Below are 24,656 nucleotides of genomic sequence, written 5' to 3' on the forward strand. Positions count from 1 at the left end.
TGACGTGACCCTTGCGCTGCGCTTGCACAGCGCGGGTTTTACAACCATCTTGATCGTAGGAGATAATCCCCCGGGACAGGGGGCAGGGGAGGAAAGCAATGGCGTTTGCCACAGTGGAAGATTGCAAGGCAGTTGAGAACGAGATGCCGTGGGAGGCGCGGGACCTGCCGACCACTCTTTACGGGTTGCTGGACCGCACGGCAGGCAAGTTCCCGACCAATAATGCAATCAGCTATCAATTGTTTTCCGGCCCGAACGACAAGGCGGAAACCCTGAACTGGGGCCAGCTCAAGGATCAGGTCACCCAAGCGGCCAATCTGTTCCGCGAGCTGGGCGTCGGAGAGAAGGACGTTGTCGCCTATATCCTGCCGAACTGCACCGAAACGCTGGTGACCATGTTGGCGGGTGCCGTTGCGGGGATCGTGAACCCGATCAACCCGCTCTTGGAGCCGGAGCAGATTGCTTCGATCCTGCGGGAAACCAACGCCAAGGTCGTGGTGACGCTCAAACCCTTCCCGAAGACCGACGTGGCCCAGAAGGTGGCCGAGGCGGTGCGCCATGCGCCGCATGTGAACACCATCCTTGAGGTGGACCTGAACCGCTATCTGACGCCGCCGAAATCCTGGATTGTGCCCCTGGTACGGCCCAAGCTGGAGAATAAGGCGCAGCTGGCTCACGCCGATTACAAGAGCTTCACCAAGGAAGTGCGGCGCCAGCCCACCACGCTGCAGTTTGCCGACAGCACCGAGGACCGCGTCGCCTGCTATTTCCACACTGGTGGTACAACCGGCATGCCCAAGGTGGCGCAGCACACCTATTCGGGGATGATCTACAACGGCTGGATCGGGCATAGCCTGCTCTTTACCGAAGAGGACAACATCATGTGTCCGCTGCCCCTGTTCCACGTCTTTGCCTGCCATGTGATCGTGATGGCAGCAGTGGCCTCGGGCGCGCATGTGGTTTTCCCGACGCCGCAGGGCTATCGCGGCGATGGGGTGTTCGACAATTTCTGGAAGCTGATCGAACGCTGGAAGATTTCCTTTATCATCACCGTGCCGACCGCGATCTCGGCCAAAATGCAGCGCCCGGTTGATGCGGATGTGTCGACGGTGAAAACGGCCTTTTCCGGCTCGGCGCCGCTGCCGGTCGAACTGTTCCGCCGGTTTGAAAAGGCCACCGGCGTCAATATTGTCGAAGGCTACGGTCTGACCGAGGCCACATGCCTGGTGTCCTGTAACCCGGTGGATGGCGAAAAGAAGATCGGCTCGATCGGGATTCCGTTCCCCTATACCGATGTGAAGATCATCAAATCCACTGCCGACGGGCTGGTGGAATGCGGCACCGACGAGGTCGGGGAGATCTGCGTGTCCAACCCCGGTGTCTATGCGGGCAATACCTATACCGAGGCGGAAAAGAACGCTGATCTCTATTTCCACGATAAATACCTGCGCACCGGCGATCTGGGGCGTGTCGACGCCGATGGTTATGTCTGGATCACCGGGCGGGCCAAGGACCTGATCATCCGCGGCGGTCACAATATCGATCCCGCCGAGATCGAAGAGGCGCTTCTCGGGCATGAGGCCGTCGCCTTTGCCGGGGCGATCGGACAACCCGATATTCACGCTGGTGAGGTGCCTTGTGCCTTTGTGGAACTGGTCGATGGTGCCAGCGCCACGGCTGAAGAACTGATGGATTACTGCAAGGTGCACATCCATGAACGCGCGGCGATCCCGAAACATCTGACGGTGCTGGACGAGCTGCCGAAGACGGCCGTTGGCAAGGTTTTCAAACCGGACCTGCGTAAGAATGCCATCACCCGGATCTACAACGAAGCGCTGCTGAAGGCGGGGCTGCCGACCCGCGTTGAAGCAGTGATCGACGACAAGAAGCGCGGCCTTGTCGCGCAGGTCGAGGCCAACGGTGCCAGCGACGGCGAAATCGGTCAGGTTCTGGGGGGCTTTACCCGCCCGTGGGAGCATCTGCCGCAAGATCAGGGCTGACTCTGGTCTGATATCAGAATTCTGCACAAAGCGCCGGAAAGGGCGCTTTGTGTCGTTTTGGGCATTCCCTTCCTGCCATGGCGTGGCCTAGGGTTTGCCTCAGCAGGCAAAAGGGAGGCTTCCAGATCATGGACTACGAACAACTGATCGACGCGGAAACCTGGGCGTTCATTCGCCGCACCAATGACTGTTATCCGGCGGATACGGCAGAGCGTTCGGTTCCGGAGCAACGCGAGATCTACAACGCCATGGCCCGCAGTTTTCTGGCGCCCCGCCCTGATGTGGTCGAGACCGAGGACCGGCAGGTCAATGGGGTGCCGGTGCGGATCTATACTGCCGGGGACCCGACGCGCACGGTGATGTATTGCCATGGTGGCGGCTTTGTCGTTGGCGGGCTGGAAAGCCACGATGACGTCTGCGCCGAGATCTGCGCCCAGACTGGATATCGCGTGGTTGCAGTCGACTATCGTCTGGCGCCCGAGCATATGCACCCGGCGATGTTCGATGACGCCTGGGCGGCCTTTGAATGGATCCTGTCAGAATATGAGGGCGGTATTGTCCTCTCTGGCGACAGCGCTGGCGCCAACCTCTGCGCGGCGGTCGCCCATTATGCCCGGGGGCGGACGGATCGCATTCTGGGGCAGGTGCTGATCTATGGGGCCTTTGGCGGCGATGTGAATGCGGGATCCTACCTCGAGCATGCCAAGGCGCCGATGCTGACCAGGGATGAAATCCTGTTTTATCAGGGAGTACGCTGCAAGGATGGCAAGGTGCCCCAAGGCGATCCCACCTATGCGCCGCTGCAGGACGGCGACTTTTCCGGACTGCCCGCGACCATTCTGATCAGCGCCGATTGCGACCCTGTGCGCGATGACAGTCGCGATTACCGGGACCGCATCCTCGCGGCCGGGGGCAAGGCCCATTGGATCAACGAAGAAGGGCTGGTGCACGGTTATCTGCGCGCGCGCCATTCAGTTGGCCGCGCCCGCGACAGTTTCGAACGTATCTCGCTCGCCATTGAGGCGCTGGGCCAGGAAATCTGGCCTTACGATTAGGGCTGGGGGCGGGTGATCAGCCCGCGAAATCCCGGCAGGGGACCTCTCCGGCCTTTTCATAGTTCAGCCAGCCGCCGCTTTTGACGCGCCAGTCACCATGTCCCGCAGATGTGGTGACGTAGGTCCAGCCCGCATCGGGCCAATGGCTATAGGACACGGTGTCATCGGGCAGGATCTGCCCGATCACGGGGCTGGCTTCGCTATGCCCGGCATGCAGGGCGGTCGCGGGTCCCATCCAGCCGAGGCAGGCGCCCTGTATCTCGTCCGGGATGGCCAGATCCGACAGTTGCCTGCGGATATGCAGGTCATCCAGATCCAGATGCTGCTGTTTGGTATCCACCCGGCAAGACAGGGCGCGCTCCATTTCCTGGATCTGCGCGACACGTTGCTGATCCTGCGGCGTCAGGCTGACCGATTTGCCGATGCAGGGCCCCGTGCCGAACACCGCCTGACCCAGAGCGGAACCAAAGCAATACCCGGCCCGGTCCATGATGGCGTTCCGCGTGTACCACAGATCATGGCAGAAATCGCCCGCGGCTGCCGGAGCGGCGAATAGGGCAAGGCAGGCAACTGCGGGTTTCAGCATGGGTGCTCCGTTTGCATCAGCTCAGAAAGGGTTTGGCCTTCATCGTATCGGCGATGGGCGCCCCCAACCGGTTCAGGATCGTCGGCGCCAGTTGCAGCTGGTCGATGACAGTGTCCGCATGGGGCCCTTCTGCATCGCCGAAGTAATAGAGCGCAGTTTCCTGTTGCAGCGGGCTGCGTCCACCGTGGTGGCCGCGTTCGTCCTGCCCGTGGTCGGCTGTGACGATCACCTCGTAACCCATCTTGCGCCAGCGCGGAATGAAGGGCGCCAGCATCTCGTCCATGACCGCGCAGGCATGGTCCATCTCCTGGCAGTCGTGGAAGAACCGGTGACCCATGCTGTCGAGCGTGCAGGTGTGCAGCATGCCATAGTTCAGATCGAACCGGTGGGCGAGGTTGGTGAGCGTGCCGAAGAGATCCACATCCGAGGGCGTCATCTGGTTGATGAGACCGTAACCGGTCATGCTGTGAAAACGACCGTGGTTGATGGTCTCGCTTTCGGGTTCATCGTATTCAATGTCGCGCACGAAATCGAAAGGGTGCCGGTTGAAGAACTCGGACCAGAAGCTATGCGCCACGGCGCCGGTCGTGCCGCCGCCGCGGCGCACCTGGCTGAAGACGTCCTTGTGCGACAGGCGGAAAACGTTGCCGTTGCCGGTGCAGCCATGTTCCGCCGGGGCCACGCCGGTGTGGATCGAGGCATAGCAGCTGGCGGAAATCGACGGCAGCACGGCGCGGTGTTTCCAGACGCGGGCTTCACCGCTGTCGACCCAGCCTTCTAGATTTCCGAACAGGCGGCGAAAATTGCGCCACGGCACACCGTCCAGAATGATGAGCAGGAGTTTGTTGTCCATGATTGGCAATCCTTGTCTTGGCATTTGCCCGGCGGGTGAGACCGCCCTTATCGGCACAGGCCCACGCAGCTGCGCGGGCCTGTGGTGTTTTGTGACCGAGGCGCCGGATCAGTTCCCGGCGCTTTCCATCTTGCGGTTCGCGATGACTTCTTCGAGCCAGCCGAGCCGCATTTCCGGCACCGACCCAAGCAGCAAGTCGGTGTAATCGTCGAACGGCGGAGACAGCACCTCGGTCTTGCTGCCATAGCGCTGCACACGGCCCTGATACATCACGGCGATATTGTCCGAGATCGCCCGCACCGTCGCCAGATCGTGGGTGATGAACAGATAGGCGACGTTCTCGATCTTCTGCAGGTTCAGCAGCAGCTTCAAAATGCCGTCCGCCACCAGCGGGTCGAGCGCCGATGTCACCTCGTCACAGATGATCATCTTGGGTTTGGCCGCCAGCGCCCGCGCGATGCAGACACGCTGCTTCTGACCGCCCGACAGCTCGGCCGGGTAGCGGTCGATGAAGCTTTCGCCCAGTTCGATCTCATCCAGAAGTTCGATGATCCGCTTGCGCTTTTCGGCGCCCTTCATGTCGAAGTAGAACTCCAGCGGGCGCCCGATGATAGTACCCACGGTCTGGCGTGGGTTCATCGCCACATCCGCCATCTGGTAGATCATCTGCAATTCGCGCAGATCATCCTTTGTCCGGCTTGCCAGATCGGGCGAGAGCACGCGGCCTGCGAACTCGATTTCCCCTTCGCGCGGCGGCAGAAGGCCGGTGATCACGCGGGCGAGGGTGGATTTTCCGGACCCGGATTCACCCACCACCGCCAGCGTCTGACCAGGGTAGAGATCGGCGTTGACGTGATGCAGCACGTCGAACTTGGTGCCCTTGTAGCGCGCGGTAATGTTGCGGATGCTGAGGACCGGATCGCCTGACGGGGCCTTCTCCTCATGCTCGATCGAGCGGACCGAAACCAGCGCCTTGGTGTAGTCTTCCTGCGGTGCGTTGATGATCTGATCCACATCACCGTATTCGACCATGTCGCCATGGCGCAGTACCATGATGTCATCGCTGACCTGTGCCACCACCGCCAGATCGTGGGTGATATAGAGCGCCGCCACACCGGTATCGCGGATCGCTTCCTTGATCGCCTTCAACACGTCGATCTGGGTGGTCACATCCAGCGCGGTTGTCGGCTCGTCAAAGACCACGAGATCGGGCTCGGGGCAGAGCGCCAGCGCTGTCATGCAGCGCTGCAGCTGACCACCCGACACCTGGTGCGGATAACGGTCGCCGATATTGTCCGGATCCGGCAGGCCCAGCTTGGCAAACAGGGTGCGAGCGCGGGCCTCGGCGTCTTTTCGCGAGAACTTGCCTTGCTCCACCGCGGCCTCGGTCACCTGTTCCATGATCTTCTTGGCCGGGTTGAACGAGGCTGCTGCGGATTGCGACACGTAGGTTACCTCGCCGCCACGCAGGCGGCGCACATCGCGCAGCGAGGATTTCAGGATATCACGCCCGTTGATCCAGACCTCTCCACCGGTGATCTTCACGCCGCCGCGGCCATAGGCCATGGCAGCGAGGCCGATGGTGGATTTACCGGCGCCGGATTCCCCGATGAGGCCAAGCACCTTGCCCTTTTCCAGATCAAAGCTGACGCCATGCACGATTTCGATGTCATGCGGCCGTTCGCCGGGCGGATAGACCGTTGCCCCGATTTTCAGGTCACGGACTTTAATCAGTGGATCGCTCATCCGCGGCCTCCTTTCAGCGAGGTGGTTCGGTTCAGGACCCAGTCAGCAACCAGATTGACCGAGATCGCCAGCGTGGCAATGGCAAAGGCCGGGATCAGTGCGGCGGGAATGCCGTAGACGATACCGTCCTTGTTCTCTTTCACAATGCCGCCCCAGTCCGCTTCGGGGGGCTGCACGCCCAGACCCAGGAACGACAGGGTGGATACGAACAGAACCATGAAGATGAAGCGCAGGCCCATCTCAGCCACCAGCGGTGACAGGGCGTTGGGCAGGATTTCGCGGAAGATGATCCAGACGGTGCCTTCGCCGCGAAGACGGGCGGCTTCGACATAGTCCATCACCTCGATATCCACCGCAACGGCGCGGGCCAGACGGTAGACGCGGGTGGAATCCAGAAGGCCCATTACGATGATCAGCATCGGCACGGTGACCGGCGTCACGGACAGAACCACAAGGGCAAAGATTAGCGTCGGGATCGACATCACCAGATCGACAAAGCGCGACAGTGCCTGATCAACCCAGCCACCGGTGACGGCGGCAAAAAAGCCAAGAACCGAACCAAGGGTGAAGGAAACCACCGTGGCCATGGTTGCGATGAAGATGGTGGTGCGCCCGCCGTAGATCATGCGGGTCAGCAGATCGCGGCCGATGTTGTCGGTGCCGAGCAAGAATTCGGACGAGGACGGCTCCCAGACGTCACCGACGACCTCGGCCATGCCATAGGGGGCAATCAGCGGCGCCAGGATGGCCATCAGGAAGTAGAGCGCTGTAAAGAACAGCCCGATGAGGGCGGAAATGGGGATATTTTTCATTTCGGATGCCTCAGACGCGGGTTCGACAGGATGGCAACGATATCTGCAACCATGTTGAGACCGATGTAGACGGCGGCAAAGATCAGACCGCAGGCCTGCACCACAGGAACGTCCCGTTTCGACACGTGATCGACCAGATACTGGCCCATGCCGGGATAGACGAAGACGACTTCGATCACGACGACACCAACCACCAGATAGGCAAGGTTCAGCATCACAACGTTGACGATTGGCGCGATGGCGTTCGGGAAGGCGTGGCGGAAGATCACCTGGAAGCCGTTGAGGCCCTTCAGCTCGGCGGTTTCGATATAGGCCGATTGCATCACATTGAGGATCGCAGCCCGGGTCATGCGCATCATATGCGCCAGAACGACGAGGGTCAGAACCGCAACGGGCAGGGCGATGGAGCTCAGCTTTTCACCCAGCGACATGTTGTCGTTGATCATCGCAACCGACGGGAACCAGCGCAGTTTGACCGCGATCAGGTACATCAGCACATAGCCGATCAGGAATTCCGGGATCGAGATCGAGGCCAGCGTGACAGCCGAGATCAGCTTGTCGGGCCACCGGTCCTTGAACCGCACGGCCAGCAGGCCAAGGAAGATTGCCAGAGGTACCGCGATGACGGCAGCCCAGAAAGCGAGGAAAAGCGTATTCGACAGGCGCTTGCCGATGCTTTCTGCAATGTCGCTGCCGCTTGTAAGGGCGGTTCCCAGATCGCCGGTCATGATACCGCCGAGCCAGTCAAAATATCTCTGCAGCGCGGGCTCGTTCAGGCCAAGCTCGGCACGCAGGTTGGCCAGCGCCTCGGGCGTGGCGGACTGTCCCAGGATCGATTGCGCAACGTCACCGGGCAGGATCATTGTCCCGGCAAAAATCAGGGCAGAAACCAGAAACAGCAGGAGAAGACCCAGCGCAATGCGCTGGGCCAAAAGTTTTAACAGGAGGGGCATGTTATGCCTTCACCCACATTTTGTGCGGTGCGTAGCTGTTCATCAGGGCAAAGCCTTTTGCACCGTCGACCCAGCCTGCCAGCTTATCCGAGGTCGCATCGACGAAGTCGTTGAACATCGGGCAGATCAGGCCGCCTTCGTCGCGCTGGATGGCGCCCATGTCGGCATACATCTGCGTCCGCTTGGCGGTGTCCAGCTCGGCACGGGCCGCCAGCAGCAGCTGGTCGAACTTTTCGTTGTTGAACCGGGTGTCGTTCCAGTCCGCCGTCGACAGATAAGCGGTGGTGTACATCTGGTCCTGGGTCGGACGACCGCCCCAGTAGCTGGTGCAGAAGGGCTGCTTGTTCCAGACCTCGGACCAGTAGCCATCGTTCGGCTCACGCTTGACGTTGACGTTGATGCCTGCGGTTGCACAGGACTGCTGGAACAGGGCCGCCGCATCCGGTGCGCCCGGGAAGGAGTTGTCCGAAGTGCGCAGCAGGATCTCACCGTCGTAACCCGATTTCTTCAGGTGGTGCATCGCCTTGTCCGGATCGAACTCGCGCTGCTCAAACTCTGTATAAAGCGGATAGGACGAGTTGATCGGGGAGTCGTTGCCGACCGTGCCGTAGCCATTGAGGATCTTGTCGACCATTTCCTGACGGTTGATGCCGTATTTCAGCGCCATCCGCACGTCGTTGTTGTCAAACGGTGCAGTGTTGCAATGCATGATGAACACGTAGTGACCGGGGCCGCTGGTGGAATGCACGTTGATGTTCGGCGCGCGGTCAACCAGTTTCGCGGTGCGCGGGGGTACCCGGTCGATCATGTCGACCTGACCCGATTGCAGCGCGGCAACGCGGGCGGTGTTGTCGTTGATCACCACGTATTCGATGGTTTCGGCATTGCCCAGATCACCCCAGTAGTTGGGGTTTTTCTCGGCAACGAAACGCACGCCCATATCGACTTCTTTCAGGATATAGGGGCCGGTGCCGATCGCGGCTGCCGGATCGTCCTTGCCGCCGCCGGGCTGGATGGCCAGGTGGTAGTCGGTCATCAGGTAGGGAAGGTCTGCGTTGGGGCTGTCCAGCTCGATGATGACGCTGTCACCTTCGGTCGAGATGTTGGTGATGCTGCGCATGATGCCCAGTGCACCGGATTTGGTGTCTTCGCCAGAGTGACGGTCCATGGTCTGCGCCACGTCTTCGGCGGTCACGGGTTTGCCGTTGGAGAAGGTGATGCCCTGGCGGATCTTGAAGGTCCAGACACGTGCGTCTGCGGAGGCGGAGTAGCTTTCCGCGACCTTGCCCTGGATGCCGCCGTCGTCGGCCAGCTCGACCAGGGATTCACCCCAAAGACGGATCAGCGACAGGGCAACCTGATTGGTGGCCAGCGCCGGGTCCAGGCTGTCGGTGGTGCTGCCGCCCTGCAGGCCGACGCGGATGGTGCCGCCTTTTTGGGGGCCTGCGGCCATGACTTCGGTGGACAGCAGCGAGTTGGCTGCAGCAGCGGTGAGACCCAGCGCAGCGGCGCGGCCCATGAATTCGCGGCGGCTCATCATGCCCGTGGCAGCCTGACGCGCGAGGAAATACAGTTGATCTTTCATTGAAGTCTCCCAGTTGAATTTGCCGCTTCAAACAGCTTTTTCTTGATTGGCTATTCAAGATTTGCGCATTTGCGGCGGCCTAGCAAGCATTAATACCTGTTCCGCAGCGGCGTCCGGGGCCAAAGCGGCGGGACACATGCCAGCGACAGGTCGCGTTTTGCCAGTGGTATGCCGCATTTTTGTGAATGAAAACCGGGGGAAGGCAAAAATTCACCAAAAACGACATGCGTATGCCGGTTTTGCGCATTCGTAGTGCGATGCTGGGATTGCGTGCAGATCTGGCCAAATCGCGGCGGCAGAAGAGAGAATCGCCCCCGACAACACGTGGGCAAAGGACCGGTCTGATCGGAAAAATTCTTACCCGGCGGTGTCCATCCAAATCGTAACGGGGCCGTCATTCAGCAGGCGCACCTTCATGTCGGCGCCGAACCGCCCGGTGGCCACCGGCAGGCCAAGACCGGTCAGCGCCTCGCAGAAATAGGCATAAAGCCGCGCGCCGGTTTCAGGATCGGCGGCATCGGAAAACCCGGGCCGGTTGCCGCGTCTGGTATCTGCCGCCAGGGTGAATTGGCTCACCGCCAGAACCGCGCCGCCGATGTCGCGGACCGAGCGGTTCATCTTGCCCGCGTCGTCCTGAAAGATGCGCAGCTTGGAAATCTTCGCCGCCAGATGATCGGCTTCGGCTTCGGTGTCGCCCTCCATCGCACAGACCAGCACCAGCAGTCCGGCACTGATTTCTCCGGTCACTTCGGTATCGACGGTGACTGAGGCTTCGCTGACGCGCTGAATGAGGGCTCGCATGGGGATTGTCGTCCTTTTGTGTCGAAGGCTTAGCCGCGCCAGTCGGTGAATTCGGGCAGGGGGGCACGGGTGGTTCTGAACCTGTTTGCCGGATGATCCGGGTCGGCATAGCCAAAGCTAATCGCGCAGAGGATCAGCCGATCCTGCGGGATCTCCAGCATCTCGTGCAGCATCGGCGCAAAGGACGCGACCGCGGCCTGCGCGACGCTGGCGACCCCTGCCGCCTGCGCCGCCAGGGTAAAGGCGGCAACGAAACCGCCACTGTCCATTGCGCCATAGGGGCCAAGTTCGGCAGGTGAGGACAGGATCGCACAATGGGGCGCGCCGAAGAGGTTGAAGTTCTCCATCATCTGCCGGGCAGATCCGGCGCGGTCGCCCTTGGTCACTCCGACCGCTTCGTAGAGCGCCCAGCCACATTCCCGGCGCCGTGCCTGATATTCATTTGAATAGCCGTCCGGAAAACTCAGGTCCGGTGCGTGTCCGCCCGCCATGGCAGCCTCTGTCAGCGCGTTGCGCAGACGGTCGGTTTCGGCGCCGCTGGTGATGGTCACTTTCCACGGCTGGGCATTGCACCAGGACGGGACTTTCTGGGCGCAGCGCAGGATCTGCTCGATCACCTCCCGGTCAACCGGATCCGGGCGGAAGGCCCGGCAGCTGTGACGGTCCTTCATCAGGGCGTCCAGTTCGGTCAGATCGGCTGACTTCGTGGTCATCTGCAACTCTCCTGCTGTGGTGCGGCGCCACAATGGCCAGCGGTGCCACGGGGTTCAAGGCCAGAATTGAGATGGATCAAATCGAGACCTCACCGGTTGAGATACGCTGCCCGCGTTCGAAACAGGAGGAAGATCAATGGTAGAAAAGACCGAACAAAGCGGTTTCTGGCCGTCGCTTTATGATCCCTTTCGTGCATTTGGTGCCCGGGTTGCAGATTGGCTGAGCCCGGCGACCGAGGCCTCTTCGGGGGATGCAGCCTATGACATCACCATGGAACTGCCGGGTGTCACCGATGAGGATGTGGAACTGACGGTGGACAATGGCGTTCTGACCATCAGCGGCGAAAAGAAGACCTCGACCGAGAAGAAAGGCGATACCTGGTACTTCAGCGAGCGCCAGTATGGTGCATTCCGCCGTGCCTTCCGCCTGCCGGAAGATGCCGATGGCGCTGCGGCAGCGGCCCATATGGAGGATGGTGTGCTTCATATCAGCGTTCCCAAGAAGGCGCTGGAACAGCCAGAGACCGCGAAGAAGATCAAGATCTCCAAATCCTGAGGTTTTTTCGGCCTTGGACAGAATGCCGGGCAGTCCGGCGACACGCGGCGCATAGCCCCGGATCGGGGCTGTGCGCATCGGCATGTCCGGGGGGCTTGAACGTCGCAGGTTTACTGCTGGTTCCCGATATAGATTGCTGCGGCGATCAGGACAGCCAGGACGGCAACTGCACCTGCGATTTTCCAGGCGGAGTAGGGACGTTCGCCCTGAACCCGTCCGGATTGTCCGTTGACCACAAAACGATAGGTCTTGCCTCGGTATTTATAGGCCGCCAGCCACACCGGCAGCAGAATGTGTTTGAAGGTAACGTCTGAGACTCGCGTGTCGATATGCGAGATTCGCTGACGGTCGCCGCCGATATCAAACCGCACATCCCGTTCGATCACCCGGTCCATATGGGCGCGGGCCTCCTCAAAACCGTCCTGCAAAGAGATCGCATAGGCTTCGGCCCGGAACCCGGCTAGATATTGCGGTTGATAAGGCTCCAGCGCCGACAGATCCCAGGGTTCCAGCGCATCGGTATAGCGTTTGGGCAGGCTTTTCGACGCCAGCACCAGCACATCGTCAAAGAAGCGTTTGACCCGACCTGACACCGGTCGCCAGCGCACCTTTGCGACCTGCTTGGCCTGCGGTTTGCCATCGACCATGACGGTTTCGGTCACGTAGTAGACCGTGCCGCGCTGGCCTGAGTAGGAACTGCGGGTGTCGGCGTCATAGGTCCAGTAGGGGACATAGATCCCCTCCATCCGGCGCCCCTTGCGGGCGTATTCCTTCAACCCGTTTGGCGCGAACCACAGGCGGCCAAGCCAGTCTGTCATGGCTTTGTGGCCCGCGCGTTCGTCTATGGAGAAAGGCAATACGCCCTTGGGTTTTATGTGGCGGTTTTCGCCAGTGTCGGTGACCACGGGCGTTGCGCAGAACGGGCATTCGCGGGCGTGGGTAGTGGGATCGAATTCCACCTCGGCCGCGCAGTTGGGGCATTTGGAAACCCGCGTGGTTTCCATGCCTGCCTCTGGTAGCTGACGATCCAGCGCGGCGCGAAAGTCCAACTCGCGTAGGGCGCCGCCGCGCCAGGGGCCCCCGTTGATCTCCTCGGTATGGCCGCAATGGCTGCAGGTCAGGGTTCCGGATTGCGGGTCGAACCGGTAATCGGCGCCACATTGCTCGCAGGGAAAACGATGGGTTTCATCCGGCACAGCGGCAGAATCAGTGTTTTCGGTGGCAGGCGGAGGGGGAGGAGGGGAAGATGGCACGGCGCTCTCTCAAATTGTAACGATTTTTTCCGGTCTTTGTTTATTTAATTGATTTTTATTTATGTTTCCCGGCGGAACCGAGTCGATCAAGGGGAATTCACGGTGAGGGTTGAGATGTGAGCTTAATGCTTGATTAACCTGTGAAGGGCTACGGCAGAAGTGTTCAGTAACAAGGAGTATGAGTATGTCTGTAACGGCTATCCAGGATGAGATTTCCGAAGCCATCAAGGCCCATAGCACATGGAAACTTCACCTTCGCACGGGCACCATCAGCGGCAGACTTGAAACGCCTTCGCGTGACATCTGCTGTGATGACAAGTGCAAATTCGGCCAGTGGCTGCATTCGCCTAGTACGGAAGCCGGTATGGCAGGGGATGCCAACTATGTGCGTGCGAAGAAACTGCATTCCGAGTTCCACCAATTTGCCGGCGCCATCGCACAAAAGATCGAACGTGGCGATCTGGATGCGGCCAAACACGATCTGGATTTGGGCAAGCCGTTCGATGAAAAGACCAAGGAACTCACCAAACACATGATGGTCTGGCGCAAGAGCCTGCAATAGTGACGACATGTCGGCCCGGCTCAGTTCTGTCTGGCCGACAGTCAAGGCTCGGAGCGCGCGCTTGGCGCCCCGAATTCAGCCCGCGGGAGGCGGCGGGGGCGGAGGCGGCAGAATGGTGAAAAGCTGCGCCAGTTCGGCGACATCACCGGCCCGCTGCCAGCCATCCTGACCTGGGGTCCAGACGTGGGTGTCGCGCTTCAGCTGTCCTTCCTGCGCCATGCGTCCGAGACGCGCCTTGGAATAGGGCCCCGAGGTCTGACCGTTTTCCGCGATATGCCAGACGTGTTCGACCGGGGGCGGCGGCGGGGCCATCGGCGCAGCAGCGGGCGCGGGGCGGGCGCCCCAGGGACCTGACGGCTGACCCGCAGCACCCTGCGACATGGCATTGCCCATCTGCTGGGCCATCGCCATGCCCATCCCCATTCCCAAACCGGCGCCCATGCCGCTGTTCGGGGTGCGGGCTGCAGCGTCCATCGCCTCGGCAGCGGCGAACTGGGTGTATTGGCCAAGATCGCCCACGATCCCCATCTGGGTGCGCCGGTCCATGGCCTGTTCGACCGCAGGCGGCAGAGAGATGTTCTCGATATAGAGCTCCGGGATCGCCAGGCCATATTCGGCCACGGTGGCGGAAATCTCGGCCGCAACCAGTTTGCCCAGATCGGCGGTATTGGCGGCCATATCCAGCACTGGAATGCCCGAGCTGGCAACGACGCGGCTGAACTCCTGCACGATGATGTTGCGGATCTGGAAGCTGATTTCATCCATAGTGAATTCGCCATCGGTGCCGACGATCTCGGTCAGGAAGCGCGCCGGATCCACCACCCGCACCGAGTAGCTGCCAAAAGCGCGCAGACGCACCGGGCCGAACTCCGGATCGCGACAGATGATCGGATTCTTGGTGCCCCACTTCAGGTCGTTGAACCGGGTGGTGCTGACGAAATAGACCTCGGATTTGAAGGGCGACTGAAACCCGTGGTCCCAGTGCTGCAGCGTTGTCATCACCGGCATGTTGTTGGTCTCAAGCATATAGAGACCGGGGGTGAAGACATCCGCCAGCTGGCCTTCGTGCACGAACACGGCTGCCTGTCCTTCGCGCACCGTCAGCTTGGCGCCATACTTGATCTCATGGCCTTCGCGTTCAAACCGCCAGACCATGGTGTCGCGGGTGTCATCGACCCAGTGAATGACGTCGATGAACTCTCCGGTGAGAAAGTCGAAAATACCCATATCTCAGGTCCTCTTCCTACGGTGTGCCTGCGGGGAGCCTCATCGATGGGCGCATGGGCTACCTTACAGGGGCTGCCCCATGATTTCGCGGGCGATAATGCGGGTGATCGGGCGGGCCTCTTCGGCGCTCATCCCGGTTTTCAGTCTTGGATCATAAAGCATCTGCAACAGCTTTTCGTCATGGCTGGTCAGAAAGGCGAATTCGTCATCGTCGTTGAAAATCGACGGGCGCGCCCGGGGGCTGTCGTTGAGCAGGCCCAGGCCTTGTGCGATTTCCTCGTGGATGCAGCTTTGCCGGACCAGATCGGGATGCTCCGCGCGGATCAGCGCGACGCCGCGGATATAGTCGAAGGGGCTGCCCTGGGCGCCGCCGGCAAGGACAAAGCAGTAATGCGTCCGTGGCGGGTTCACGAAGAGCTGGAAATCGTTCTGGCTGATATTGGGCAGCAGTTCACGGACCCGTTTGGCCACAAAGGCGCTGTCGTCCTTGCTGGCAAAGAGGACGTGGAAATTGCCGCGCTTCGCCACTGCCGCAACGGGATGGTTGGTGATCCGCCCGAGCCGCGTGGCGTATTCAGCAACCCGCCCGCCATCGGCGCGGCGCTGACTTTCGGGGATCGAGGGGCCGAATTCAGCCTGCAAACGCACTGGTCCGGACCAGCGGCTGAGCCCGCCTGTGGCGCCGCCACCGCGCCCGGCGTATTCGTTGAAAAAGGAAATCGCTTCGAAGTTTTCCGCCAGATCCTCGGCATCATAAGGCGTATCGGGTCCGCCGCCATCGGTGCGCAAAAGGCCTCGCGTCAGCAGGTCCTGCTGCAGGACACGGTAATATTGCCGCAACTCTGCGCTGGCGGCCGAGGGCGCAGCGGGCGCGACCATGGCAGCCGGACGTGGTTTTGGCACGACGGACTCGCTGCGGCCCATGGGCATGCAGGCCGACAGCAGGCCCAACCCCAAAAGCGCGGCAAGGCGTACAGGCGCGGATATTGCCCGCCCGGCGCTGCCTTCGGCACAAATCGCCGCCGACCTATGACGTTTTTGCCAGATCATCAGGTCAGGACGGAACCGCTGTGCCGGCATTGTCTCCGATGCCATCGCGGCGCGCCTTGGCGGCGGCCAGTGTATCGCGCAGCTCGGCTTCCATCTTCTTCAGCTCGCCCTCGGCAGCGGCGCGTTTGGCCTTGCCCTCATCGGCGATCTGCAGGCTTTCCTGAATGGTGCCGATCAGATCCGCATTGGCCTGTTTCACCGCTTCGATATCGAACACACCGCGTTCCATTTCCTGCCGGATCGCCTTGTTGCTTTCGCGCAGGTTGGCCGCGTTGGAGGTCAGCAGCTCGTTGGTCAGATCATTGGCATCGCGCACCGCGGCAGCAGCCTCGGCCGAGCGTTGGATGGTGACCGCCTGCGCCAGCTGGGTTTCCCAGAGCGGCACGGTATTGACCAGCGTTGAGTTGATTTTGGTCACGAGCGATTTGTCGTTCTCCTGCACCAGACGGATCGAGGGCAGCGACTGCATGGTGACCTGCCGGGTCAGCTTCAGATCGTGCACCCGGCGTTCCAGATCGTCCCGGGCGGCGCGCAGATCGCGCAGTTCCTGCGCGCGGATCACCTGATCGGCTTCGGCGGCTGCTGCGACGGCTTCTTCCAGCGCGGGAATTTCGCTGCTGTCTAGCTCACCCAACTTGGCCTCTCCTGCCGCGATATAGAGCGCCAGCTCGTCGTAAAAGGCCAGCGTCTTCTCATACAGCATGTCGAGCGATTTGATGTCCTTCAGCAGCCCGTGTTCATGGCCAAGAAGATCATCGGTAATCTTGTCGATCTGCGCCTGGATCGTTTCATAGCGCGCGGTGAATTTGGCAAAGGGCGCAGCGCGGCCCAGCAGGCGCTCCCAGAAGGTGGGTTTGCGACGTACATCCAGTTCCGAGACGGAAAAGCCGCGGATCGTGGTGACGATATCCCGCAGAGAGTCCCCGGCGGGGCCGACATCCTTGTTGCGCACATCGGCCAGCATCGCCTGACTGATGGTCTGCAATTCGGCTTGCGCGCCGGATCCGAACCCGATGATCGAGTTGCTGTCGCTCATGTCGATTTCGCCCATGCGGCTGCGGATCGCTTCGCTGGTGACTTCATCCGCCTGCTCCAGCGGCTGGATGTCCCCCGTGGGATCCGCAAGCGCGACGCTCGTCACCTCCGTGACCATGGCCTCGGCTTCGATTGCTTTCTTCTGAACGGTCTCGGACATCGGTGGCGTTCCTCGGGTCAAAGTGTCAATTGCGGTCCAGGCGGACCCCTTCGCGCTGCAGGCGGTCGCGCAGCACGTCGATTTCGATGGTCAGGTCACTGCGGTCTTCGAGCAGCATCTTTTGCGTACGGGCTGCAAAATTCTGTTCCAGATCTTCCAGCAGGGCAAGGTAGTCACTACGGGCCTGCGGATCCTGGCTGCGGGCATAGATATCGGCGAATTTGATCGTCGCATCGCGCGCGCCCTGCAGATAGACGGTCAGATACTTGCGCGCACCGGTCAGGTCGCGCGGGTCTTCTTCTATGGTGCGGAACATGTCCCGGGCGACAGCCTGAAACTGATCCACACGCGCCTCCAGCTGCCGGTCACGCGCCCTAAGCGCCGCGTCCCGCATGGCGTCAAGGTAGGCTTCGGCCTCATCCACGGCGCGGGCAACGCGGCTTTGCTGGAAATCGTCCACGCCCTCCACGCCCTTGTCCTGCAAAGGGTCAAGGCCAAAGGCGGCCAGATGCAGGCCGGTGGCTGCCAGCCCGTAGACGGCGGCGATCATGATCCCCGGTTCTGCCTTCCAGGCGGCCAGCGCGGCCCCGGCGCCGGTCAAAACCGAGGCGAGGATCTTGCGCGGCAAGGCCGGTTTGCGCGCGACACGGCGCGCAGCAAAGGCGGTTTCGGCCCGCAACCCTTCGCGCAGAAGAAAGGCGGCCCCGGTCCAGAGGGCAGCTGCAATCGCGCCAAGCGCCAGACCCGTGGCCCCGTCGTTCAGCGACAGGATCAGCAGCACGCCTCCAGGCACGAACATGGTGTTGGCACGGGCGCCGACAGGATCGACCTGTGCGCTGCGAAAGGAATTGGTTTTGCCCGTTGGCGGGGATGTGTCACCCAAGGCGGCCGGATCACCGGCGCCATCGGGGCTGTATTTGCCGCCATACCTCTGTGCCATGGATCAGCCTCCCACAATCCATCCGGTGCTCAGTCCGAACATCAGAACAAGCAGGGCGGCGAAGGCGACTTTCTGCACGCGGGTTCCCCCATGACACGATTTACATGCCTGAAATCTAAGGGATTGCAGGCCGCCTTGCTAGGGGGAAGTGTCGGGCAAATGCCTCAGCGGCGGGGATTCTTGCCGATTGGACGATTGCCGGGCTTTGCGCCATTGCTGCCGCGTCCCTTGCCGCGGGTATCCGGTTTGCCAAGCTGTCCAGGCTTGCCGCCGCCAGTATGGCCGGATTTGCCCGTCGGGGCTCCTTGTGGTTTGGCCTGCGATTTGCCACGCGGTTTGCCAGCGCCGCCGCCGCTATAGGGGGCAGGGGCGTCAGTGCCGGGTTTGCGGCGGCCGGGGCGCTTGCCGCGCATCGGTTTGCGCCGCTGGGGGCGGTCGGTCTGTGGCGTCTCTTCGGTGTCGTCTTCGAGACCTAGCTGATCGCGGATCACCCGGGGGCGCAGTTCTTCGACTTCCCCAGGTTTCAGATTGCCCAGCTGGAACGGGCCGTAGGACAGGCGCAGCAGGCGGTTGACGGAAAACCCGATATCCTCCATGGCGCGGCGGATTTCGCGGTTCTTGCCTTCGCGCAGCCCCACGGTCAGCCAGGCGTTTGCCCCCTGCTGGCGGTCCAACGCCACGGTCATGGGCTGGAACGTCTCGCCGTCGATCACCAGCCCTTTGCGGAGCGGCTCGAAATCCGTTTCTTGCGGGCGGCCCTTGATACGCACCCGGTAGCGGCGCAGCCAGCCGGTGGAGGGCAGTTCCAGCTTGCGCTTGATGCCGCCATCATTGGTCAGCAGCAGCAGCCCTTCGGAATTGAGGTCAAGCCGCCCGACGGTCATCACCCGCGGCAGATCCTCGGGAAGTTCGTCAAAGATGGTCGTGCGGCCCATCTCGTCGCTGGTGGTGGTCACCAGTCCGGCGGGTTTGTGATAAAGCCACAGGCGCGGCGCTTCTGCCTCGGGCAGGGGCTGGCCGTCGATTAGGATCCGGTCCCGCGCCGTGACGTTCAGCGCGGGGCTGTCGATCACCTTGCCATTCACCGCAACCCGCCCCTCGGCGATCATCCGCTCGGCCTCGCGCCGCGAGGCAACGCCGGCCCGCGACAGAACCTTGGCGATCCGGTCACCTTCAGGCGTGCCCGTGCTCTTGTCGCCTGCAGTGGCGTCGGGACGCGACGGTTTCGCGGCTTTGCCTGCCGGGCCTTTGGGGCGGTGCGGGCGCTTGGGGGATGCGGGTGTTTTGCTCATCCCCTCGCCATAGAGCATTCCGGCGTCTTGCGAAAGCGGGCATTCTGCGGCAGGGAAGGCCATGGTTTTCCGTTCTCACATGACCCTGGCCCTGGAAGAGGCTCGTGCTGCCGCCGCGCGCGGCGAGGTGCCGGTGGGCGCGGTTCTGATCGCGCCGGACGGGACGGTCGCGGCGCGGGCCGGAAACCGCACTCGGGAGCTGAACGATCCCACCGCCCACGCCGAGATCCTGGCGATCCGCGCCGCCTGCGCCGCAGCGGGAGGGGAGCGACTGACGGGATATGATCTCTATGTGACGCTGGAGCCCTGCGCCATGTGTGCGGCGGCCATCGCAGCGGCGCGTATCGCGCGGGTCTACTACGGCGCCTCTGATCCAAAATCCGGCGGCGTTGCCCATGGCGCCTGCGTGTTTTCACACCCGCAGGCACACCATGTGCCCGAGGTCTACGAAGGGATTGCCGAAGCGGACTGTGCTGCCATTCTGAAAGAGTTCTTTACCGCAAAACGATAGGGGGCCGGAATGGAAGGGCATGTGAAACCGCCGGAAGAGGTTCTTGTCGCGTTCAGGGTGGCGGCGCCGGAGTGGATCGCGACCACTGCCATTGCCAGCCTGTGGAAAGTCACCCGCGCCGGGGGCGGTGCCGCAGTGCTGAAATACTATGGCGCCCGGGGCATGGGCAGCGAGGCCAGCGGTTTTCGGTTTCTGCAAGCTGCGCCCGAGAGTTGCGCGGCCCAGGTCTATGGCTTGCGTCCGGATGCCGCCCTGGTCGAATGGCTGGAGGGGCCATCACTCGCCGATCTCGCAATTGCCGGTGAGGACGAAATGGCTGCACGCGAACTGGTGAGGGTCGCCTCTGGCCTACATCCCGGTACGGGGCAGGCGCCGGAGGGCTATCCCCGGCTGGAAGATCGTTTTGATGCGCTGTTCCATCTGAAACCTGCACCAAGTTGTGCGGCGGGAGACAAGGCGGCGATTGCCGCGTGTCAGACGCTGGCCCGCGATCTTCTCGACGCGCAGGTGGATGTGCGCCCGCTGCACGGGGATTTGCATCATGGCAACGTGATGAAGACGCCGCGCGGGTATTGCGCCTTTGATGCCAAGGGAATCGTTGGAGAGCGGACCTACGAGTTGGCCAATGCCTTTCGCCATCCCTATGGAACCCCCGACCTGACCCGCGACCCGCGCCGGATCGGGATGCTGGCCGATCTCTGGTCAGTAGGATTTGCGGTGGATCGTCAGCGTCTTTTGCAATGGGCAGCGGTCAAATGCGCGCTCTCCATTGCCTGGCGCAGTAAAGGGCGGTTGGCGCAGGATGATGAACTGGACCTGCTGGCGGCGCTGCTGTCTTGCGCGACGGTGCAAGACCTGTCGCGCGTTTAGGCACTGGACGGCCCATGCACACCATGACATGTTCGCTTTTTGTTTCATTGGTCGAGCCGGGAGGAAGGCGATGTCCGCGATTGTCGTAGGGGAAGATGGGCTTGCCCGCTGCGGCTGGAGCGCCAGCGCACCGGAATTTGATGCCTATCATGATGCGGAATGGGGCTATCCGGTGAGCGACGATATCCGGTTGTTCGAAAAGATCTGTCTTGAAAGTTTCCAGTCCGGCCTCAGCTGGCGCACCATTCTGGCCAAGCGCGAGAATTTTCGCGCCGCTTTCGCGGGCTTTGATTGGAATGTCATCGCCACATACACCGATGCGGATGTGGAGCGCCTGTTGCAGGATGCCGGGATCATCCGCCACCGCGGCAAGATCGAAGCCGTGATCAACAATGCGAAATGCGCGCAGGAGCTTGTCGAAGAAGCCGGATCCCTGGCTGCGTTTTTCTGGAGCTTTGAGCCGGACCCGGACAGTCTGCCCGAGCCGCAGACCAGGTCGACCAGCCCGGACTCCGTGGCGCTGTCAAAGGCGCTGAAGAAACGTGGCTGGAAGTTTGTCGGCCCCACCACCGTTTTTGCCTTCATGCAGGCGATGGGGCTGATCAATGACCACGCGCTGGGCTGCTGGTGCAGAGAAAAGGCCGCCCGCGCGCGGGCGGCGTTCGCGAAGCCGGTTTAGACCTCAAGTGCTGTCATCACCTCAGGTTCGATCACTTCGACCCCGGGCAGGCCTGCGCTCAGATCCTCTGCGGATTGTTCCAGCAGGGGAAAGGTCTTGTAGTGGCAGGGGATCACCGTCTTGAAGTTGAAGTACTTCTTGGCCGCATAGGCCGCCTGCGTCATGTCCATGGTGAAGTGACCGCCAGCACAGAGAATGCCGATATCGGGTTTGTAGTAATCCCCGATCCAGTCCATGTCTGCCATGATCGCGGTGTCGCCGGAAATATAGATCGTCTTGCCCTCGGCCTGCAGCACATAGCCGACTTCCGACCCACCCGTGCGCGGGCCTTCGGGGGTGGCAAAGGTCGAGCTGTGCGAGGCGGGCACCATCGACAGTTTCGGCCCGCCCAGATCGACGGTTCCACCCTTGTTGAAGCCGACGGTTTCGACGCCTTCGGTTTCGCCCCAAAAGCCCATGATGTCATATTGGCCAACCACGGGAATGTTCAGTTTTTTCGCGAGCGGCAGCACATCGACCACATGGTCGAAATGCACGTGGGTCAGGATGATATGGGTGGCGCCTTCGATGGCGGCATCATGCTGGTCCTCGGGCAGGCTGGGGTTGCCGGTCAGCCAGGGGTCCAACAGCAGCACCTTTCCTTCGGTTTCAAAACGGAAACTGCCGTGGCCCAGCCAGATGATCTTCATGGTGTCTCTCCCAATTCCTTGATTTGTCTGCTCTCACCCTAGCACGCCGAATGCCTGTTTCCATCGGTTTGCTGTCCTGCGGGCCCGGTCAGGGCCCCGGTCCGCAGTGTTTCGCAGCAAACTTGTGCTCTAGCGGTGAATGTGCCCTCATGGGCGTCAGAACATGATGGGAGGCAGTGCTGTGACAATGATCGGGTCGAAGGCCACCGTTCTTCTGAGCCTGCTGGCACTTGCGCCAATATCCGCTGCGCCTGGCCATGCCGAGGGCGCGGGAGGGCACCAGGGGCACCAGCAGCATCAGGGTGATGAGGCGCAGCCCTATGCGGGGCAACAAAGTCGGCGAATCAAGAGCCTTTCGGATGCGGACATTGCAGAGTTGCGCGCGGGCAAAGGCTGGGGCTTTGCTCTTCCGGCGGAACTGAATGGCTGGCCCGGGCCCGCGCATCTTCTGGAATTGGCACCGCAGATCGGGCTGAGCGCGGCGCAGATCGAGCAGGTGCGCCAGATCCATCACGAAATGGCCGCCGACGCGCAGCAGGCCGCAGAGGACTTCATTGCGGCCGAAGACCGTCTTGATCAGGCCTTTGCCTCAGGCAACCTCGACGCCGATGAGTTGCGGCGCCTGGTCTCCGAAGCAGGCGCGGCGCGGGCGGATCTGCGGTATGTCCACCTGTCCCGGCATTTGCAGACGGTGCAGTTTCTTTCGGGCGAACAGATTGCCGCCTATAATCGCTTGCGCGGCTACGCGGCTGATCCTTGCGACGCGGTGCCGTATGGCCATGACCCCGCGATGTGGCGGATGCACAATAACTGCGAATGAGCGCTCCTGCCCTCCCCAGCCTGTGGCCGGGGAGGGCATAGACACCCGTTTTCGGTGCAGACCCGCTTGCGGCGCGGACGGCGCGGCGGTAAACGCGTCTGTAACACGAGATGAGGGTTTCCATGTCGATTGACCAAAGCACAGCCGCCAAAGTGGCCAAACTGGCCCGGATCAAGGTCGAAGAGGACGCGCTGCCTGCGCTGGCAGACGAGTTCAACACCATCCTTGGGTTCATCGAACAGCTGAACGAAGTGGACGTGGAAGGGGTCGAGCCGATGACCTCGGTCACGCCGCAGCGTCTGAAGCGGCGCGAGGATGTGGTGAACGATGGCAATCAGCAGGACAAGATCCTGGCCAATGCCCCCGACGCCCGCGAGGGCTTCTTTGCGGTCCCCAAGGTGGTGGAGTAAGACATGAGCGATCTGAACAAACTGGGCCTGGCCGAGGCCCGCGATGCCCTGCGCAAAGGCGACACTACCTCTGTCGAGCTGACCGAAGCGTGCCTGAAGGCAATCGAAGGCGCCGATGCGCTGAACGCCTTCGTGCACAAGACGCCCGAGATCGCGCTAGAGCGCGCAAAGGCAGCCGATGCCCGCATCAAGGAAGGCGATGCGCCTGCCATGTGCGGCCTGCCGGTCGGGATCAAGGATCTGTTCTGCACCAAGGGCGTGGACAGCCAGGCGGCCTCCAACATCCTTAAAGGCTTCAAGCCCGAGTATGAGTCGACCGTTTCGCAGAAACTGGTCGATGCCGGTTCCGTGATGCTGGGCAAGCTGAACATGGACGAATTCGCCATGGGCTCGTCCAACGAAACCTCTGCCTATGGCGATGTGGTCAGCCCCTGGCGGCGTGACGGCAGCGATGCCAAGCTGACACCGGGTGGCTCCTCGGGCGGCTCGGCTGCGGCTGTTGCAGCGGACCTGTGCCTTGCGGCCACCGGCACCGACACCGGCGGCTCGATCCGTCAGCCTGCGGCCTTTACCGGCACCGTCGGCATCAAACCCACCTACGGGCGTTGCTCGCGCTGGGGCATCGTGGCCTTTGCCTCCTCGCTGGATCAGGCCGGACCGATGACCAAATCGGTGCGCGATGCGGCGATCATGCTCGAAGCCATGGCCGGGCATGATCCCAAGGACAGCACCAGCGCCGATCTGGCGGTGCCGGATTTCGAGGCGATGCTGACCGGCGACATCAAGGGCAAGAAGATCGGTATCCCGAAAGAGTACCGCATGGAAGGCATGCCCGCCGAGATCGAAAAGCTCTGGGCCGATGGTACCGCCATGCTGAAGGATGCAGGTGCCGAGATCGTCGACATCTCGCTGCCGCACACCAAATACGCGCTGCCTGCCTATTACGTGATCGCCCCGGCCGAAGCCTCGTCGAACCTGGCACGCTATGACGGGGTGCGCTACGGCCACCGCGCCACGCTGGAAGCAGGCGATGGCATCACCGAGATGTACGAAAAGACCCGCGCCGAAGGCTTTGGCCACGAGGTGCAGCGCCGCGTGATGGTCGGCACCTACGTGCTGTCGGCAGGCTTCTATGACGCCTATTACAACCGCGCCCGCCGCGTTCGCACCCTGATCAAGAAGGACTTCGAAGATGTCTTTGCCGCAGGCGTGGACGCGATCCTGACACCGGCGACGCCCTCTGCTGCTTTTGGGCTGGGTGAAATGACCGATGCGGATCCGGTGCAGATGTACCTCAATGACGTCTTTACCGTCACTGTGAACCTTGCGGGCCTGCCGGGCATCTCTGTGCCTGCGGGTGTCGATGCTCAGGGTCTGCCGCTGGGCCTGCAGCTGATCGGCCGCCCCTGGGAAGAGGGCGATCTGCTGAACACCGCCTATGCGCTGGAGCAGGCCGCCGGGTTTGTGGCAAAGCCGGGGAAATGGTGGTAAAACCGGC

General features: G+C 61.8%; 25 protein-coding genes. 10 read left to right on the forward strand and 15 right to left on the reverse strand.

Going from position 1 to position 24,656, the window contains the following annotated elements; all coding sequences use genetic code 11:
* The first annotated feature begins 98 nt into the window (after positions 1 to 98).
* Complete coding sequence (locus AC5SSZ_RS03720) at positions 99 to 2,000, forward strand: acyl-CoA synthetase (protein WP_495437017.1); 1,902 nt, start codon at positions 99 to 101, stop codon at positions 1,998 to 2,000.
* Positions 2,001 to 2,128: 128 nt separating this feature from the next.
* Positions 2,129 to 3,055: an alpha/beta hydrolase gene (locus tag AC5SSZ_RS03725; RefSeq protein ID WP_274828318.1), complete on the forward strand. Its 927-nt coding sequence runs from the start codon at positions 2,129 to 2,131 to the stop codon at positions 3,053 to 3,055.
* 16 nt (positions 3,056 to 3,071) lie between these two features.
* On the opposite strand, the gene AC5SSZ_RS03730 is transcribed toward AC5SSZ_RS03725, so the two are convergent.
* From AC5SSZ_RS03730 to AC5SSZ_RS03765, 8 genes are all read right to left on the reverse strand, one after another.
* Complete coding sequence (locus tag AC5SSZ_RS03730) at positions 3,072 to 3,641, reverse strand: DUF4453 domain-containing protein (protein WP_274828319.1); 570 nt, start codon at positions 3,639 to 3,641, stop codon at positions 3,072 to 3,074.
* A gap of 16 nt (positions 3,642 to 3,657) precedes the next feature.
* A complete protein-coding gene (locus AC5SSZ_RS03735) occupies positions 3,658 to 4,494 on the reverse strand; it encodes an alkaline phosphatase family protein (protein ID WP_495437019.1) in 837 nt (278 codons plus the stop codon).
* 108 nt (positions 4,495 to 4,602) lie between these two features.
* Entirely contained in the window at positions 4,603 to 6,240 is a 1,638-nt protein-coding gene (locus AC5SSZ_RS03740) for an ABC transporter ATP-binding protein (protein WP_274835755.1), read from the reverse strand.
* Entirely contained in the window at positions 6,237 to 7,052 is an 816-nt protein-coding gene (locus AC5SSZ_RS03745; protein ID WP_065270804.1) for an ABC transporter permease, read from the reverse strand. Before AC5SSZ_RS03745 ends, AC5SSZ_RS03740 begins: the two co-directional genes overlap by 4 nt.
* Positions 7,049 to 8,005, reverse strand: coding sequence for an ABC transporter permease (locus AC5SSZ_RS03750; RefSeq protein ID WP_065270803.1), 957 nt, complete (start codon positions 8,003 to 8,005; stop codon positions 7,049 to 7,051). Before AC5SSZ_RS03750 ends, AC5SSZ_RS03745 begins: the two co-directional genes overlap by 4 nt.
* Before the next feature lies 1 nt (position 8,006).
* Positions 8,007 to 9,590 carry an ABC transporter substrate-binding protein gene (locus tag AC5SSZ_RS03755; RefSeq protein WP_274832474.1) on the reverse strand — a complete coding sequence of 528 codons (1,584 nt, stop codon included), beginning with the start codon at positions 9,588 to 9,590 and terminating at the stop codon, positions 8,007 to 8,009.
* Positions 9,591 to 9,947: 357 nt separating this feature from the next.
* On the reverse strand, positions 9,948 to 10,391 hold the full coding sequence (dtd, locus tag AC5SSZ_RS03760; protein ID WP_495437023.1) for a D-aminoacyl-tRNA deacylase: 444 nt from the start codon (positions 10,389 to 10,391) through the stop codon (positions 9,948 to 9,950).
* A 29-nt stretch (positions 10,392 to 10,420) separates the two neighbouring features.
* Positions 10,421 to 11,104: a nitroreductase family protein gene (locus tag AC5SSZ_RS03765; protein ID WP_495437025.1), complete on the reverse strand. Its 684-nt coding sequence runs from the start codon at positions 11,102 to 11,104 to the stop codon at positions 10,421 to 10,423.
* Between the two features lie 136 nt (positions 11,105 to 11,240).
* On the opposite strand from AC5SSZ_RS03765, the gene AC5SSZ_RS03770 reads away from it, so the two are divergent.
* Positions 11,241 to 11,660 carry an Hsp20/alpha crystallin family protein gene (locus AC5SSZ_RS03770; RefSeq protein WP_274835752.1) on the forward strand — a complete coding sequence of 140 codons (420 nt, stop codon included), beginning with the start codon at positions 11,241 to 11,243 and terminating at the stop codon, positions 11,658 to 11,660.
* A 110-nt stretch (positions 11,661 to 11,770) separates the two neighbouring features.
* Here the strand turns inward: AC5SSZ_RS03770 and AC5SSZ_RS03775 are convergent, their stop codons facing one another.
* Complete coding sequence (locus tag AC5SSZ_RS03775) at positions 11,771 to 12,913, reverse strand: TFIIB-type zinc finger domain-containing protein (RefSeq protein ID WP_495437028.1); 1,143 nt, start codon at positions 12,911 to 12,913, stop codon at positions 11,771 to 11,773.
* 184 nt (positions 12,914 to 13,097) lie between these two features.
* Here AC5SSZ_RS03775 and AC5SSZ_RS03780 point away from each other — a divergent pair, with 184 nt between their 5' ends.
* Positions 13,098 to 13,475 carry a CZB domain-containing protein gene (locus AC5SSZ_RS03780; protein WP_495437030.1) on the forward strand — a complete coding sequence of 126 codons (378 nt, stop codon included), beginning with the start codon at positions 13,098 to 13,100 and terminating at the stop codon, positions 13,473 to 13,475.
* 75 nt (positions 13,476 to 13,550) lie between these two features.
* Here the strand turns inward: AC5SSZ_RS03780 and AC5SSZ_RS03785 are convergent, their stop codons facing one another.
* The 5 genes from AC5SSZ_RS03785 to AC5SSZ_RS03805 form a co-directional block, all read right to left on the reverse strand.
* Positions 13,551 to 14,702 carry an SPFH domain-containing protein gene (locus AC5SSZ_RS03785; RefSeq protein WP_065270797.1) on the reverse strand — a complete coding sequence of 384 codons (1,152 nt, stop codon included), beginning with the start codon at positions 14,700 to 14,702 and terminating at the stop codon, positions 13,551 to 13,553.
* Between the two features lie 63 nt (positions 14,703 to 14,765).
* Positions 14,766 to 15,632 (reverse strand): DUF2927 domain-containing protein, encoded by an 867-nt coding sequence (locus AC5SSZ_RS03790; protein ID WP_495438317.1) that lies wholly within the window; start codon positions 15,630 to 15,632, stop codon positions 14,766 to 14,768.
* Positions 15,633 to 15,756: 124 nt separating this feature from the next.
* A complete protein-coding gene (locus AC5SSZ_RS03795) occupies positions 15,757 to 16,947 on the reverse strand; it encodes a toxic anion resistance protein (protein WP_495437032.1) in 1,191 nt (396 codons plus the stop codon).
* A 25-nt stretch (positions 16,948 to 16,972) separates the two neighbouring features.
* Positions 16,973 to 17,887 (reverse strand): 5-bromo-4-chloroindolyl phosphate hydrolysis family protein, encoded by a 915-nt coding sequence (locus AC5SSZ_RS03800; protein WP_495437034.1) that lies wholly within the window; start codon positions 17,885 to 17,887, stop codon positions 16,973 to 16,975.
* A 164-nt stretch (positions 17,888 to 18,051) separates the two neighbouring features.
* The gene (locus AC5SSZ_RS03805; protein ID WP_495437036.1) at positions 18,052 to 19,179 is read right to left on the reverse strand and encodes a pseudouridine synthase; all 1,128 of its coding nucleotides are present in this window, start codon (positions 19,177 to 19,179) and stop codon (positions 18,052 to 18,054) included.
* Positions 19,180 to 19,240: 61 nt separating this feature from the next.
* Between AC5SSZ_RS03805 and AC5SSZ_RS03810 the strand changes: the two genes are divergently transcribed.
* The 3 genes from AC5SSZ_RS03810 to AC5SSZ_RS03820 all read left to right on the forward strand — a co-directional run bounded on the left by AC5SSZ_RS03810 (position 19,241) and on the right by AC5SSZ_RS03820 (position 21,239).
* The gene (locus AC5SSZ_RS03810) at positions 19,241 to 19,690 is read left to right on the forward strand and encodes a nucleoside deaminase (RefSeq protein ID WP_065270794.1); all 450 of its coding nucleotides are present in this window, start codon (positions 19,241 to 19,243) and stop codon (positions 19,688 to 19,690) included.
* A gap of 9 nt (positions 19,691 to 19,699) precedes the next feature.
* On the forward strand, positions 19,700 to 20,560 hold the full coding sequence (locus tag AC5SSZ_RS03815; protein WP_495437039.1) for an aminoglycoside phosphotransferase family protein: 861 nt from the start codon (positions 19,700 to 19,702) through the stop codon (positions 20,558 to 20,560).
* Between the two features lie 70 nt (positions 20,561 to 20,630).
* On the forward strand, positions 20,631 to 21,239 hold the full coding sequence (locus tag AC5SSZ_RS03820) for a DNA-3-methyladenine glycosylase I (RefSeq protein ID WP_495437041.1): 609 nt from the start codon (positions 20,631 to 20,633) through the stop codon (positions 21,237 to 21,239).
* Here the strand turns inward: AC5SSZ_RS03820 and AC5SSZ_RS03825 are convergent.
* On the reverse strand, positions 21,236 to 21,928 hold the full coding sequence (locus AC5SSZ_RS03825; RefSeq protein ID WP_495437044.1) for a metal-dependent hydrolase: 693 nt from the start codon (positions 21,926 to 21,928) through the stop codon (positions 21,236 to 21,238). The genes AC5SSZ_RS03820 and AC5SSZ_RS03825 overlap by 4 nt on opposite strands.
* A gap of 187 nt (positions 21,929 to 22,115) precedes the next feature.
* Between AC5SSZ_RS03825 and AC5SSZ_RS03830 the strand changes: the two genes are divergently transcribed.
* From AC5SSZ_RS03830 to gatA, 3 genes are all read left to right on the forward strand, one after another.
* Complete coding sequence (locus AC5SSZ_RS03830) at positions 22,116 to 22,748, forward strand: Spy/CpxP family protein refolding chaperone (RefSeq protein WP_495437046.1); 633 nt, start codon at positions 22,116 to 22,118, stop codon at positions 22,746 to 22,748.
* A gap of 122 nt (positions 22,749 to 22,870) precedes the next feature.
* The gene (gene gatC, locus AC5SSZ_RS03835) at positions 22,871 to 23,158 is read left to right on the forward strand and encodes an Asp-tRNA(Asn)/Glu-tRNA(Gln) amidotransferase subunit GatC (RefSeq protein WP_065270789.1); all 288 of its coding nucleotides are present in this window, start codon (positions 22,871 to 22,873) and stop codon (positions 23,156 to 23,158) included.
* Positions 23,159 to 23,161: 3 nt separating this feature from the next.
* Positions 23,162 to 24,649 (forward strand): Asp-tRNA(Asn)/Glu-tRNA(Gln) amidotransferase subunit GatA, encoded by a 1,488-nt coding sequence (gene gatA / locus AC5SSZ_RS03840; protein ID WP_495437049.1) that lies wholly within the window; start codon positions 23,162 to 23,164, stop codon positions 24,647 to 24,649.
* The last annotated feature ends 7 nt before the right edge of the window (positions 24,650 to 24,656 follow it).

This window comes from Phaeobacter sp. CC-HEC084, from assembly GCF_059429255.1.

Bases quoted from the DNA above. Each gene is read 5' to 3' on its own strand.
- AC5SSZ_RS03805 (WP_495437036.1), bottom strand. From the start codon at position 19,179: ATGAGCAAAACACCCGCATCCCCCAAGCGCCCGCACCGCCCCAAAGGC.
- AC5SSZ_RS03750 (WP_065270803.1), bottom strand. From the start codon at position 8,005: ATGCCCCTCCTGTTAAAACTTTTGGCCCAGCGCATTGCGCTGGGTCTT.
- AC5SSZ_RS03825 (WP_495437044.1), bottom strand. From the start codon at position 21,928: ATGAAGATCATCTGGCTGGGCCACGGCAGTTTCCGTTTTGAAACCGAA.
- AC5SSZ_RS03755 (WP_274832474.1), bottom strand. From the start codon at position 9,590: ATGAAAGATCAACTGTATTTCCTCGCGCGTCAGGCTGCCACGGGCATG.
- AC5SSZ_RS03740 (WP_274835755.1), bottom strand. From the start codon at position 6,240: ATGAGCGATCCACTGATTAAAGTCCGTGACCTGAAAATCGGGGCAACG.
- gatC (WP_065270789.1), top strand. From the start codon at position 22,871: ATGTCGATTGACCAAAGCACAGCCGCCAAAGTGGCCAAACTGGCCCGG.
- AC5SSZ_RS03745 (WP_065270804.1), bottom strand. From the start codon at position 7,052: ATGAAAAATATCCCCATTTCCGCCCTCATCGGGCTGTTCTTTACAGCG.
- AC5SSZ_RS03830 (WP_495437046.1), top strand. From the start codon at position 22,116: ATGATCGGGTCGAAGGCCACCGTTCTTCTGAGCCTGCTGGCACTTGCG.
- AC5SSZ_RS03730 (WP_274828319.1), bottom strand. From the start codon at position 3,641: ATGCTGAAACCCGCAGTTGCCTGCCTTGCCCTATTCGCCGCTCCGGCA.
- AC5SSZ_RS03800 (WP_495437034.1), bottom strand. From the start codon at position 17,887: ATGGCACAGAGGTATGGCGGCAAATACAGCCCCGATGGCGCCGGTGAT.
- AC5SSZ_RS03765 (WP_495437025.1), bottom strand. From the start codon at position 11,104: ATGACCACGAAGTCAGCCGATCTGACCGAACTGGACGCCCTGATGAAG.
- gatA (WP_495437049.1), top strand. From the start codon at position 23,162: ATGAGCGATCTGAACAAACTGGGCCTGGCCGAGGCCCGCGATGCCCTG.
- AC5SSZ_RS03735 (WP_495437019.1), bottom strand. From the start codon at position 4,494: ATGGACAACAAACTCCTGCTCATCATTCTGGACGGTGTGCCGTGGCGC.
- AC5SSZ_RS03820 (WP_495437041.1), top strand. From the start codon at position 20,631: ATGTCCGCGATTGTCGTAGGGGAAGATGGGCTTGCCCGCTGCGGCTGG.
- AC5SSZ_RS03780 (WP_495437030.1), top strand. From the start codon at position 13,098: ATGTCTGTAACGGCTATCCAGGATGAGATTTCCGAAGCCATCAAGGCC.
- AC5SSZ_RS03795 (WP_495437032.1), bottom strand. From the start codon at position 16,947: ATGTCCGAGACCGTTCAGAAGAAAGCAATCGAAGCCGAGGCCATGGTC.
- AC5SSZ_RS03720 (WP_495437017.1), top strand. From the start codon at position 99: ATGGCGTTTGCCACAGTGGAAGATTGCAAGGCAGTTGAGAACGAGATG.
- AC5SSZ_RS03815 (WP_495437039.1), top strand. From the start codon at position 19,700: ATGGAAGGGCATGTGAAACCGCCGGAAGAGGTTCTTGTCGCGTTCAGG.
- AC5SSZ_RS03725 (WP_274828318.1), top strand. From the start codon at position 2,129: ATGGACTACGAACAACTGATCGACGCGGAAACCTGGGCGTTCATTCGC.
- dtd (WP_495437023.1), bottom strand. From the start codon at position 10,391: ATGCGAGCCCTCATTCAGCGCGTCAGCGAAGCCTCAGTCACCGTCGAT.
- AC5SSZ_RS03790 (WP_495438317.1), bottom strand. From the start codon at position 15,632: ATGCCCATGGGCCGCAGCGAGTCCGTCGTGCCAAAACCACGTCCGGCT.
- AC5SSZ_RS03785 (WP_065270797.1), bottom strand. From the start codon at position 14,702: ATGGGTATTTTCGACTTTCTCACCGGAGAGTTCATCGACGTCATTCAC.
- AC5SSZ_RS03810 (WP_065270794.1), top strand. From the start codon at position 19,241: ATGGTTTTCCGTTCTCACATGACCCTGGCCCTGGAAGAGGCTCGTGCT.
- AC5SSZ_RS03770 (WP_274835752.1), top strand. From the start codon at position 11,241: ATGGTAGAAAAGACCGAACAAAGCGGTTTCTGGCCGTCGCTTTATGAT.